The 12467-nt window shown below is 60.3% G+C and carries 11 protein-coding genes; 6 read left to right on the top strand and 5 right to left on the bottom strand.

Annotated elements, in window-relative coordinates; genetic code table 11:
* Positions 1–122: 122 nt before the first annotated feature.
* A complete protein-coding gene (gene mreB, locus BK670_RS17935; RefSeq protein WP_002555108.1) occupies positions 123–1160 on the bottom strand; it encodes a rod shape-determining protein MreB in 1038 nt (345 codons plus the stop codon).
* Positions 1161–1371: 211 nt separating this feature from the next.
* Here mreB and gatC point away from each other — a divergent pair, with 211 nt between their 5' ends.
* The 6 genes from gatC (at position 1372) to BK670_RS17900 (ending at position 6630) form a co-directional block, all read left to right on the top strand.
* Positions 1372–1659, top strand: coding sequence for an Asp-tRNA(Asn)/Glu-tRNA(Gln) amidotransferase subunit GatC (gene gatC, locus BK670_RS17930; protein ID WP_007901429.1), 288 nt, complete (start codon positions 1372–1374; stop codon positions 1657–1659).
* A gap of 16 nt (positions 1660–1675) precedes the next feature.
* Positions 1676–3127 (top strand): Asp-tRNA(Asn)/Glu-tRNA(Gln) amidotransferase subunit GatA, encoded by a 1452-nt coding sequence (gene gatA / locus BK670_RS17925; protein ID WP_064585968.1) that lies wholly within the window; start codon positions 1676–1678, stop codon positions 3125–3127.
* A 10-nt stretch (positions 3128–3137) separates the two neighbouring features.
* Positions 3138–4583, top strand: a complete 1446-nt coding sequence (gene gatB, locus BK670_RS17920; protein ID WP_123451664.1) for an Asp-tRNA(Asn)/Glu-tRNA(Gln) amidotransferase subunit GatB — start codon at positions 3138–3140, stop codon at positions 4581–4583.
* A 193-nt stretch (positions 4584–4776) separates the two neighbouring features.
* Positions 4777–5148 carry a septal ring lytic transglycosylase RlpA family protein gene (locus tag BK670_RS17910; RefSeq protein WP_123451660.1) on the top strand — a complete coding sequence of 124 codons (372 nt, stop codon included), beginning with the start codon at positions 4777–4779 and terminating at the stop codon, positions 5146–5148.
* Between the two features lie 46 nt (positions 5149–5194).
* Positions 5195–6256, top strand: coding sequence for a calcium/sodium antiporter (locus BK670_RS17905; protein WP_123452828.1), 1062 nt, complete (start codon positions 5195–5197; stop codon positions 6254–6256).
* Positions 6253–6630 (top strand): carboxymuconolactone decarboxylase family protein, encoded by a 378-nt coding sequence (locus tag BK670_RS17900; protein WP_123451658.1) that lies wholly within the window; start codon positions 6253–6255, stop codon positions 6628–6630. Before BK670_RS17905 ends, BK670_RS17900 begins: the two co-directional genes overlap by 4 nt.
* A gap of 84 nt (positions 6631–6714) precedes the next feature.
* Here BK670_RS17900 and BK670_RS17895 read toward each other — a convergent pair whose 3' ends face one another.
* The 4 genes from BK670_RS17895 to BK670_RS17875 all read right to left on the bottom strand — a co-directional run bounded on the left by BK670_RS17895 (position 6715) and on the right by BK670_RS17875 (position 12404).
* Positions 6715–7656, bottom strand: a complete 942-nt coding sequence (locus BK670_RS17895) for an AEC family transporter (RefSeq protein WP_123451655.1) — start codon at positions 7654–7656, stop codon at positions 6715–6717.
* A gap of 190 nt (positions 7657–7846) precedes the next feature.
* Positions 7847–9400: a galactarate dehydratase gene (gene garD, locus BK670_RS17885; protein WP_123451651.1), complete on the bottom strand. Its 1554-nt coding sequence runs from the start codon at positions 9398–9400 to the stop codon at positions 7847–7849.
* 11 nt (positions 9401–9411) lie between these two features.
* The gene (locus BK670_RS17880) at positions 9412–10773 is read right to left on the bottom strand and encodes an MFS transporter (protein WP_123451649.1); all 1362 of its coding nucleotides are present in this window, start codon (positions 10771–10773) and stop codon (positions 9412–9414) included.
* Between the two features lie 185 nt (positions 10774–10958).
* On the bottom strand, positions 10959–12404 hold the full coding sequence (locus BK670_RS17875) for an aldehyde dehydrogenase family protein (RefSeq protein ID WP_123451647.1): 1446 nt from the start codon (positions 12402–12404) through the stop codon (positions 10959–10961).
* Positions 12405–12467: the final 63 nt, after the last annotated feature.

Below are 12467 nucleotides of genomic sequence, written 5' to 3'. Positions count from 1 at the left end.
AATGTTCTGTTTATTCATACGGCATCAAACCGGCCTGGATGAAGACTGACAGAAGATAAACGCCAACAGGCAGCACTGCAAAGTGCTGCCTGCGCGCTCACCCACGTATTGCACCCGGCGACTTATTCGCTCGAGAGCAGGTCCATGGTGTGCTTATCCATCATTTCCAATGCACGGCCACCGCCGCGAGCCACACAGGTCAGCGGATCTTCGGCAACGATCACTGGCAGACCGGTTTCCTGGGCCAGCAACTTGTCGAGGTCACGCAGCAGCGCGCCACCACCGGTCAGCACCAGGCCACGCTCGGCGATGTCGGAAGCCAGTTCCGGCGGCGATTGCTCCAGGGCACTTTTCACAGCCTGAACGATGGTAGCCAGGGACTCTTGCAGAGCTTCCAGCACTTCGTTGGAGTTCAGGGTGAATGCGCGTGGAACGCCTTCGGCCAGGTTGCGACCACGAACGTCGACTTCGCGAACTTCGCCGCCCGGGTAGGCCGTACCGATTTCCTGTTTGATGCGCTCAGCGGTCGATTCACCGATCAGGCTGCCGTAGTTACGACGCACGTAAGTGATGATCGCTTCGTCGAAGCGGTCGCCGCCCACGCGGACGGATTCGGCATAGACCACACCGTTCAGGGAGATCAGTGCGATTTCAGTGGTACCACCACCGATATCCACGACCATCGAACCGCGCGCTTCTTCGACCGGCAGGCCGGCACCGATCGCAGCGGCCATTGGCTCTTCGATCAGAAACACTTCACGGGCACCGGCACCAAGGGCCGATTCACGGATGGCGCGACGCTCAACCTGGGTGGATTTGCATGGAACGCAGATCAGCACACGAGGGCTAGGCTGCAGAAAGCTGTTTTCGTGAACCTTGTTAATGAAGTACTGCAGCATCTTTTCGCAAACGCTGAAGTCGGCGATCACGCCGTCTTTCATCGGACGAATGGCAGCAATGTTGCCCGGCGTACGGCCGAGCATGCGCTTGGCCTCGGTGCCGACAGCAACGACACTTTTCTGGTTACCGTGTGTCCGAATGGCCACAACCGATGGCTCATTCAGGACGATACCGCGCTCGCGCACGTAAATAAGGGTGTTGGCAGTGCCCAGGTCAATGGAAAGATCGCTGGAAAACATGCCACGCAGTTTCTTGAACATGGGAAAGGGACCCTAGGCAACGCGTGGGTAAAAAAGTGCGGCAAACTCTAACAACGACAGGGATTTTGGGCAAGGCGCCAATATGTTAAATTGGCCGCTTTTCTGTGCACCAAGCCCCACAATCGCGGCCTTATGACCGTAGAAGTGCGGTAGTGTTCCGACAATCTAACACACGGACGCCGTCCGTTCTGTTTTCCACAGGAGAATCCCGATGGCGCTAGAACGCTCCGACGTGGAAAAAATCGCTCATTTGGCCTGCCTTGGCCTTAATGATGCCGATCTTCCACACATTACTTCCGCCCTCAACAGCATTCTCGGTCTGGTCGACGAAATGCAGGCTGTTAATACCGACGGAATCGAGCCTCTGGCCCACCCGCTGGAAGCCAGTCAGCGCCTGCGCGCCGACGTTGTGACCGAGACCAATCACCGCGAGGCCTACCAGTCCATCGCACCAGCGGTCGAAAACGGCCTGTATCTGGTTCCGAAAGTCATCGACTAAAGGGAAAGAGCCTGCAATGCATCAAATGACTCTGGCCGAGATCGCCCGCGGTCTCGCCGATAAAAAGTTTTCCTCCGAAGAGCTGACCAAAGTCCTGCTGGCGCGCATCACCCAGCTCGATCCGCAGCTCAACAGTTTCATCAGCCTCACCGAAGAGCTGGCGCTCGAGCAGGCGAAAGCCGCCGATGCCCGCCGGGCCAACGGTGAGAGCGGCGCCCTGCTCGGTGCGCCGATCGCTCACAAAGACCTGTTCTGCACCCAGGGCATTCGCACCAGCTGCGGCTCGAAGATGCTCGACAACTTCAAAGCCCCGTACGACGCCACCGTGGTCGCGAAACTGGCGGCTGCCGGCGCCGTGACCTTGGGCAAGACCAACATGGACGAATTCGCCATGGGTTCGGCCAACGAGTCGAGCTGGTACGGCGCGGTGAAAAACCCATGGAACCTGGAACACGTGCCGGGCGGTTCGTCCGGCGGTTCGGCGGCGGCGGTTGCCGCTCGTCTATTGCCTGCAGCGACGGCCACCGACACCGGCGGTTCGATCCGTCAGCCCGCCGCGTTCACCAACCTCACCGGCCTGAAACCGACCTACGGTCGCGTTTCGCGCTGGGGCATGATCGCTTATGCCTCCAGCCTCGATCAGGGCGGCCCGTTGGCGCGCACTGCCGAAGACTGCGCGATTTTGTTGCAAGGTATGGCTGGCTTCGATCAGAACGATTCCACCAGCATCGATGAGCCAGTGCCGGATTACTCCGCCAGTCTCGGCGACTCGCTGCAAGGCCTGCGCATCGGTGTGCCGAAGGAGTACTTCAGCGCCGGTCTCGACCCGCGCATCGCCGAGCTGATCCAGAACAGCATCAAAGAGCTGCAGAAGCTCGGTGCCGTCATCAAGGAAATCAGCCTGCCGAACATGCAGCACGCGATTCCGGCGTACTACGTGATTGCGCCGGCAGAGGCCTCTTCGAACTTGTCGCGTTTCGACGGTGTGCGTTTCGGCCACCGCTGCGAGAACCCGGAAAACCTCATCGACCTGTACAAGCGCTCCCGTGGCGAAGGCTTCGGCCCTGAAGTGCAGCGCCGGATCATGGTCGGCGCCTACGCGCTGTCCGCCGGTTACTACGACGCCTACTACCTGAAAGCGCAGAAGATCCGTCGCCTGGTGAAGAACGACTTCATGGCTGCCTTTAATGAGGTCGACATCATCCTCGGCCCGACCACGCCGAACCCGGCCTGGAAACTCGGCGCCAAGAACAGCGACCCGGTCGCTGCCTATCTGGAAGACGTCTACACCATCACCGCCAACCTCGCGGGCCTGCCGGGCCTGTCGATGCCGGCCGGTTTTGTCGACGGTCTGCCGGTGGGCGTGCAATTGCTCGCGCCGTATTTCCAGGAAGGCCGTTTGCTCAATGTTGCGCACCAGTATCAGCTCAACACTGACTGGCACACCCGCACCCCAACCGGCTTCTGAGGAGACACACATGCAATGGGAAGTCGTGATCGGGCTGGAGATTCACACTCAGCTCACTACCCGGTCGAAAATCTTTTCCGGTAGTTCCACCACGTTCGGTTCCGAGCCGAACACTCAGGCCAGCCTGATCGACCTGGGCATGCCCGGCGTGTTGCCGGTGCTGAACCAGGAAGCGGTGCGTATGGCGGTGATGTTCGGTCTGGCGATTGACGCCGAGATCGGTCAGCACAACGTGTTCGCCCGTAAAAACTACTTCTACCCGGACCTGCCCAAGGGCTACCAGATCAGCCAGATGGAATTGCCGATCGTCGGCAAGGGCCACCTGGACATCGCTCTGGAAGACGGCACCGTTAAACGTGTCGGCATCACCCGCGCGCACCTGGAAGAAGACGCCGGCAAAAGCCTGCACGAAGAATTCAACGGCGCCACCGGCATCGACCTGAACCGTGCCGGCACGCCGCTGCTGGAAATCGTGTCCGAGCCGGACATGCGCAGCGCCAAGGAAGCCGTGGCTTACGTCAAGGCGATCCACGCACTGGTGCGTTACCTGGGCATCTGCGACGGCAACATGGCCGAAGGCTCGCTGCGTTGCGACTGCAACGTGTCGGTCCGTCCGAAAGGTCAGGTTGAGTTCGGCACCCGCTGCGAGATCAAGAACGTCAACTCGTTCCGCTTCATCGAGAAGGCGATCAACACCGAGATCCAGCGTCAGATCGAGCTGATCGAAGACGGCGGCAAAGTGATCCAGCAGACCCGTCTGTACGATCCAAACAAGGACGAAACCCGTCCGATGCGTTCGAAAGAGGAAGCCAACGACTACCGTTACTTCCCCGATCCGGACCTGCTGCCGGTGGTCATCGAAGAGTCGTTCCTCGGCGAAGTGCGCGCCACCCTGCCGGAACTGCCACCGCAGAAACGCGAGCGCTTCCAGAGCCAGTTCGGTCTGTCGGCCTACGACGCCAACGTGCTGGCCACCAGCCGTGAGCAAGCGGATTACTTCGAGAAAGTTGCAGCCATCGGCGGCGACGCCAAACTGGCGGCGAACTGGGTGATGGTCGAGTTGGGCAGCCTGCTCAACAAGCAAGGCCTGGACATCGACGAGTCGCCGGTTTCCGCTGAACTGTTGGGCGGCATGCTGCAGCGCATCAAGGACAACACCATCTCCGGCAAGATCGCCAAAGTGGTGTTCGAAGCGATGGCCAACGGTGAAGGCAGCGCGGACGAGATCATCGAGAAACGCGGCCTGAAGCAGGTTACCGACAGCGGCGCGATCTCGGCAGTGCTGGACGAAATGCTCGCAGCCAACGCCGAACAGGTTGAACAATACCGTGCGGCGGATGAAGCCAAACGCGGCAAGATGTTCGGCTTCTTTGTCGGTCAGGCGATGAAAGCGTCCAAAGGCAAAGCCAACCCGCAGCAAGTGAACGAACTGCTGAAAAGCAAGCTCGAAGGCTGACCACAATGGAGCCAGCAGTAGTTATTACTGGCTCCGATCCCTGTGGCGAGGGAGCTTGCTCCCGCTGGTCTGCGCAGCAGGCCCAAATCGGACAATGCATTCTTTCGGTAAGTATGCGTTTGCCGGGTTGCGACCGCTTCGCGGCCGAGCGGGAGCAAGCTCCCTCGCCACAATCAGTTTTGGGAACCTTTGAATGAAGCGTTTGTTCATCAGCTGCGCCCTGCTCTCTCTCCTGGCCGGTTGCGCCAGCACCGACACCATCGACCCGCACGGTTACGACCAGACCGGCGTCGCCTCTTATTACGGTGCCAAACACCACGGTAAACGCACCGCCAGTGGCGAGCCGTTCAACCAGAATTCTCTGACCGCCGCCCACCGCCAGCTACCCTTCGGCACGCGGGTGAAGGTCACCAACCTGAAAAACGACGAATCCGTCGTGGTCCGCATCAACGACCGCGGCCCGCATACCCGTGGGCGCCTGATCGACGTGTCCCGCGAAGCCGCCGAACAGCTCGGCATGCTGCGCAGCGGCACCGCGCGAGTTCGTGTGCAGGCCCTTGACTGATGGAGCGCTGACCATTTTCGGACTGACCGATTTACCCCTGATCAGCGTGATCGAATTGCTCGCAGGTCTGTGCCTGCTGATCTTCGGCGCCGAGCTGATGGTACGCGCGGCGGTACGTCTGGCGGCCCGTTTGCACGTACGGCCGCTGATCATCGGCCTGACCATCGTCGCCCTCGGCAGCAGCGCGCCGCAAATGGCCGTCAGCCTGCAAGCGGCGTTGGCGCATAACCCGGACATCGCCGTTGGCAGCGTGGTCGGCAGCAGCATCTTCAATATCCTCGTCACTCTCGGGCTTTCCGCGCTGGTCATTCCTCTACGCGTCTCGCGGCAACTGGTGCGCCTGGATATTCCGCTGATGATCGGTGCCAGCCTGCTGGTATTCGTGCTGGCATGGAATGAAGAAATCGGACGCGTCGACGGCATCCTGTTGTTGGCGGCTTTGGCGTTGTATCTCGGTTTGCTGTTTCGCCAGTCACGGCATTCGACGCGACCGCATTCAGAACAACCTGAAGCAGCACAGGCCTCCTGGTTCAGTAGCCTGCTGATGATCGTTATCGGTCTGGCGATGCTGGTGTTTGCCGGGCATCTGCTGCTGGGCGCCGCCGTCGTGGTGGCCACCGATCTTGGATTCTCCGAGCGGGTGATCGGCCTGACCGTGGTGGCCGTCGGCACTTCACTGCCAGAGCTTGCGACCTCATTGATCGCAGCTTTGCGCGGGCAACGGGATATTGCCGTCGGCAACGTAATCGGTGCCAACCTGTTCAACCTGCTCGGCGTGCTCGGCCTGACCGCACTGATCGCGCCGACGCCGCTGTCGGTATCTCCGAACGCGCTGGATTTCGACCTGCCGGTGATGCTCGGCGTCGCCGCGCTGTGCCTGCCGGTGTTCTATTCCGGCTACCGCGTGACGCGCGCCGAAGGTTTGCTGTTGCTCGGTTTGTACCTGGCGTACGGGTTGCACGTGGTGTCGTTCACCACCGGCATGCCACTGGCCGGCAAGCTTGAGCGGCTGATGCTGTTTTATGTCTTGCCGACGCTGTTGACGTTTTTGCTGTTCACGTCGATCCGCGCCTGGCGCCGCCAACACCACAAGAGTGATACGCCATGACCGAATCGAAGCAATCCGGGGTAGAAGTCCGCCGCCAGGTAATGGGCGATGCGTTTGTTGATCGGGCGCTGGGCAACGCCACCGAGTTCACCCAGCCGCTGCAGGATTTCGTCAATGAACACGCCTGGGGTGGCGTGTGGAATCGCGAAGGTCTACCGCTGAAAACCCGCAGCCTGATCACCCTCGCCGCGCTGACGGCGCTGAAGTGCCCGCAAGAGTTGAAAGGCCATGTGCGCGGCGCGCTGAACAATGGCTGCACGGTAGACGAGATCCGTGAAGCGTTGCTGCATTGCGCGGTATACGCCGGTGTGCCGGCGGCGATCGATGCGTTTCGCGCGGCGCAGGAAGTGATCGACAGTTACGAGAAAAGCTAAAAGATCGCAGCCTTCGGCAGTTCCTACAGGAGAGCGCATTCCCATGTTGGAGCTGCCGCAGGCAGCGATCTTTTGATCTTGCCTTTATATCCACCCACCCCACTGCAAAACAAAAATCCCGATATTGGTAGTAATCGCCGCCATCAACGTGGTCATCACGATAATCGCCGCCGCCAGCTCATGATTGCCCTGCGCCGCCCGGGCCATGACAAAACTCGCCGCCGCGGTCGGGCTGCCAAAGTACAGAAACAGAATCCCCAACTCCGCCCCGCGAAAGCCCCACAACCAGGCCCCCAGCGTTGCCAGCACCGGTAAACCGATCATCTTCACCAGGCTGGAACTGAGCGCCATGCTGCCGCTCTTGCGCAACGCCGCCAGCGACAACGTGCCGCCAATGCAGATCAGCGCCAGTGGCAAGGTGGTCTGCGCCAGATACTGACCGGAGGTCTCCAGCCAACCCGGCAAGCCAATTTTGAAATAGGCAAACGGCGCCGCCGCAATCACGCTGATGATCAGTGGATTGCTGAACACGCTTTTGCAGATGCTCCACGGATCGGACTTGATCACCGGGCTGTACACCGCCAGCACAATGGTCGATAGCGTGTTGTAAAACAGGATCACCAGCGCCGCGAGAATCGCCCCGAGGGAAATCCCGTAATCGCCGTACATGCTCGCCGCCAGTGCCAGACCGATCACCCCGTTGTTGCCGCGAAACGCGCCTTGGGTATAAATGCCGCGATCTTCACGCGGGCATTTGAAAATCGCCCAGCCCCAGGCCAGGGCAAAGCTCACCAGCGTGGCGAGGGAGAAGTAGATCAGCAGCGCCGGTTGCAGTGCGGCGTGCAGATCGGCATGCAGAATGCCGAGGAACAGCAGCGCCGGCATGGTGACGTTGAACACCAGCGACGAGGCCGTGTGGATAAAGTTGTCGTTGATCCAGTCGATGCGCTTGAGCAGCACACCGAGAAACAGCATGGCAAACACCGGCGCGGTGATATTCAGGGTTTCGAGGAAAATTGCCAGCATGCCGGGGAGCCTTGGGTGAGCGTCGTTAGGGGGCTAATGATAAGCCACTTTCACCCCGATCGTTCCCATGCTCTGCGAGGGAACGATCAACACTTGTGGCGAGGGAGCTTGCTCCCGCTGGGTCGCGAAGCGGCCCCAAAAGATGGGACTGCTACGCAGTCCAGCGGGAGCAAGCTCCCTCGCCACAGGGTCAAGTAATCGGCGCCGGGTTGAACAAGGTAATGTCGTTATGCAGTTTGTGCTTCTCCGCCCATGTCTGCTGCTTGCCGCTCGCCACATCCAGGTAATAGTGGAACAGCTCCCAACCCAACGCCTCGATGGTCGCCCGCCCCGTAGCAATCCGCCCGGCATCGATGTCGATCAGGTCCGGCCAGCGCTGTGCCAATTCCGTGCGCGTCGACACCTTCACCACCGGTGCCATCGCCAGACCATACGGCGTGCCACGCCCGGTAGTGAACACGTGCAGGTTCATCCCTGCCGCCAACTGCAACGTACCGCAGACAAAATCACTCGCCGGGGTCGCACAGAAAATCAAACCCTTCTGCTTGAAACGCTCACCCGGGCCGAGCACGCCATTGATCGCGCTGCTGCCGGATTTGACGATCGAGCCCAGCGACTTCTCGACAATGTTCGACAGCCCGCCCTTCTTGTTGCCCGGCGTGGTGTTGGCGCTGCGATCTGCTTCACCCTTGGCCAGGTAACGGTCGTACCAGTCCATCTCGCGCACCAGTTCCTCGGCGACGGTTTTGCTTTCGGCGCGTGAAGTCAGCAAGTAAATCGCATCGCGCACTTCGGTGACTTCAGAAAACATCACCGTCGCCCCCGCACGCAACAGCAAATCCGACGCATAACCCAACGCCGGGTTGGCGGTGATCCCGGAAAACGCATCGCTGCCGCCGCACTGCATGCCGAGGATCAGCTCGGACGCCGGCACGGTTTCGCGGCGGCGTTGATCAAGCTTCTTCAAACGGACTTCCGCCAGCGCCATGATCTGCTCGATCATCTCGGTGAAACCGTGACTGGCGTCCTGCAGGCGATACAGCCATGGATCGCTGAGATCCACCGACGCATCGTCCTCGTGCATCACCTGCCCGGCCTGCAATTTCTCGCAGCCCAGACTGATCACCAGCGCTTCACCACCGAGATTCGGATTGCGTGCCAGGTTGCGCACGGTACGAATCGGGATGTAGGCGTCGGTCGCCGTGATCGCTACACCGCAACCGTAACTGTGGGTCAGTGCCACCACGTCATCGACGTGGGGATACTTCGGCAGCAGCTCTTCCTTGATGCGTTTCACCGCGTGATCGAGCACGCCGGTGACGCATTGCACCGTGGTGGTAATCCCGAGAATGTTGCGCGTGCCGACGGTGCCGTCAGCGTTGCGGTAACCCTCGAAGGTGAAGCCTTCCAGCGGTGCCTGCGCGTCCGGCACGTCGGTGGACAGCGGCAGGCTGTCCAGCGGCGGCGCAGTCGGCATGCGCAGTTGATCTTCCTTGACCCAACTGCCGCGGCGGATCGGCTGCAAGGCGTAGCCGATCACCTGACCGTAGCGAATCACTTGGCCGCCCTCGGGTATGTCTTCGAGGGTGACCTTGTGGCTCTGCGGCACGAATTCCAGCGTCACCAGGCCATCGGCAAACTCAGTGCCGGCCGGTGCGCCCTGGTCGTTGACCACTACCACCACATTGTCCCGCTCGTGCAGGCGGATGTAGCGCGGCGAGTCGGAATGTTCAATCAACTGCATGACGCCGCTCCTCAGGAATGCGCTTGAGACAATTTGCCGGTGGCTTCAGCATCGCCATGGGTTGGCGGCTCTTTGAGTACCACACGTTTGATCGGGCCAACGATCACCAGATAGCTGAACACCGCGACCAGTGCGTTGGCACCGACGAACACCAGTGCCCATTTGAACGAGCCGGTGGAGCTGATGATGTAGCCAATCACGATCGGCGTGGTGATCGAAGCGATGTTGCCGAAGGTGTTGAACAGGCCACCGCTCAGACCGGCGATCTGTTTTGGCGAAGTGTCGGAGACCACCGCCCAGCCCAATGCGCCAACGCCTTTGCCAAAGAAGGCCAGGGCCATGAAGCCAACGACCATCCATTCCACATCAACATAGTTGCAGGCGACGATGCTGCTCGACACCAGCAGGCCAGCAATGATCGGAGCCTTGCGGGCGAAGGTCAGCGAATGCCCCTTGCGCAGCAGGTAATCGGAAATCACCCCGCCGAGCACACCGCCGATGAAGCCGCAGATCGCCGGCAACGAGGCAATGAAACCGGCCTTGAGAATGGTCATGCCACGCTCTTGCACCAGATACACCGGGAACCAGGTCAGGAAGAAATAAGTGATGCCGTTGATGCAGTACTGGCCCAGATACACGCCGAGCATCATGCGGTTGGTCAGCAACTGACGGATGTAATCCCACTTCGGACCGTCGGACTTTTTACCCTTCTGATCCATGTCGACCATGCCGCCGTTTTCAGCGATGTGGTTGAACTCAGCCTCGTTGATGCGCGGATGTTCACGCGGGCTGTAGATCACTTTCAGCCAGACCAGCGAGAAGATGATGCCGAGGATGCCCATGACAATGAACACGTGCTCCCAGCCAAAGCTGTAAACGATCCAGCCCATCAGCGGTGCAAACAACACGGTGGCAAAGTACTGCGCCGAGTTGAAGATCGCCGAAGCGGTGCCGCGTTCAGCGGTCGGGAACCACGCCGCGACAATGCGCGCGTTGCCGGGGAACGAAGGCGCTTCGGCCAGACCCACAAGGAAGCGCAGCATGAACAGCGCAACAATCGCTGTGGACATGCCGAACTCACCGACAAAGCCTTGCAGCACGGTGAACAGCGACCAGGTGAAGATGCTCAGTGCATAGACTTTTTTCGAGCCGAAGCGATCGAGCAGCCAGCCACCGGGAATTTGCCCGGCCACGTAGGCCCAACCGAATGCGGAGAAGATATAGCCGAGGGTGACCGCGTCGATGCCCAGATCTTTTTGCAGGCTGGAGCCGGCGATGGCGATCGTGGCCCGGTCGGCGTAGTTGATCGTGGTCACCAGAAACAGCATGAGCAGGATCAAATAGCGGACGTGAGTCGGCTTGGACGATTGCATGTAGATGTACTCCCACTGATTATTTTTATGCGCGGGTGAATCTGTTGTTTTTCCCGGTGTTCCGGGTTCCCTGCAGGAGCTGCCGCAGGCTGCGATCTTTTGATCTTCGGCGTCATCCGAGACGCCAGAGAATCAAGATCAAAAGATCGCAGCCTGCGGCGGCTCCTACAGGGGTATTGCGTGTATCAGGAGCCTACGTAGGCGGTTTTCACCACGGTGTAGAACTCTTGCGCATAGCGGCCTTGTTCACGTGAGCCATAGGATGAGCCCTTACGGCCACCGAACGGAACGTGGTAATCGACGCCAGCGGTCGGCAGGTTGACCATCACCATCCCGGCTTGCGAGTGACGCTTGAAGTGGTTGGCGTACTTCAGCGACGTGGTCGCAATACCCGCCGACAAACCGAACTCGGTGTCATTGGCCATCGCCAGTGCCGCGTCGTAATCCGCCACGCGAACAATGTTGGCCACTGGGCCGAAAATCTCTTCACGGCTGATGCGCATCGACGCTTCGCTGTCGGCAAACAGGGTTGGCGCGAGGAAGTAGCCCTCGGTGTCGCAGGTCACCAAACCACCGCCGCTGACCAGACGCGCACCTTCGGACTGGCCGATGTCGATGTACTTCATGTCCTGTTCCAGCTGCGCCTGAGAAACCACCGGGCCGATGTCGGTGCCGGATTTCAGCGCGTGGCCGACCTTGATCGACTTCATGCGCTCGGCCATGGCTTCGACGAATTTGTCGTGGATCCCGGCAGTCACGATCAAGCGGCTCGACGCTGTGCAACGCTGGCCGGTGGAGTAGAACGCGCTCTGCACCGACAGCTCAACCGCTTGTTTGAGGTCGGCGTCGTCGAGAATGATCTGCGGGTTCTTGCCGCCCATTTCCAGTTGTACTTTGGCCTGCCGCGACACACAGTTGACCGCGATCTGCCGACCCACGCCCACCGAACCGGTGAAGCTGATGCCATCGACTTTCGGACTCTGCACCAACGCATCGCCAACCACGCGACCGCTGCCCATCACCAGGTTGAACACGCCAGCCGGGAAGCCTGCGCGAGAGATGATTTCCGCCAGTGCCCAGGCGCAACCCGGTACCAGATCAGCCGGTTTCAACACCACGCAGTTGCCGTAGGCCAGCGCCGGAGCGATTTTCCAGGCAGGAATGGCGATCGGGAAGTTCCACGGGGTGATCAGACCGACCACTCCCAACGCTTCGCGAGTCACTTCAACGTTGACGCCCGGACGCACCGACGGCACATAGTCGCCGGACAGACGCAGGCATTCACCGGCGAAGAATTTGAAGATGTTGCCGGCGCGGGTCACTTCGCCGATGGCCTCGGGCAGGGTCTTGCCCTCTTCCCGGGCCAGCAAGGTGCCGAGTTCTTCGCGACGGGCGAGAATTTCGCTGCCGACTTTATCCAGCGAATCGTGACGGGCCTGAATACCTGAGGTCGACCATGCCGGGAACGCGGCGCGGGCGGCGTCGATGGCGGCGTGAACCTGAGTCAGATCAGCCTTGGCGTAATCGCCGATGGTGTCGCTCAGTTCCGACGGGTTGATGTTGGCCGAGTAGTCGGCACCGGCAACCCACTCACCGTTGATGTAGTTGTCGTAGCGTTTTGCAGTTGTCACAGGGGCAGCCCTCACATCTCAAAGCCTTCACGCAAAAAGCCGCTGATTGCTCAGCGGCCTCGC

The organism is Pseudomonas fluorescens, assembly GCF_003732425.1.
Classification (GTDB): domain Bacteria; phylum Pseudomonadota; class Gammaproteobacteria; order Pseudomonadales; family Pseudomonadaceae; genus Aquipseudomonas; species Aquipseudomonas fluorescens_BE.
The sequence above is the reverse complement of the archived record's forward strand: the minus strand, read 5'-3'. Positions and strand labels throughout refer to the sequence as shown.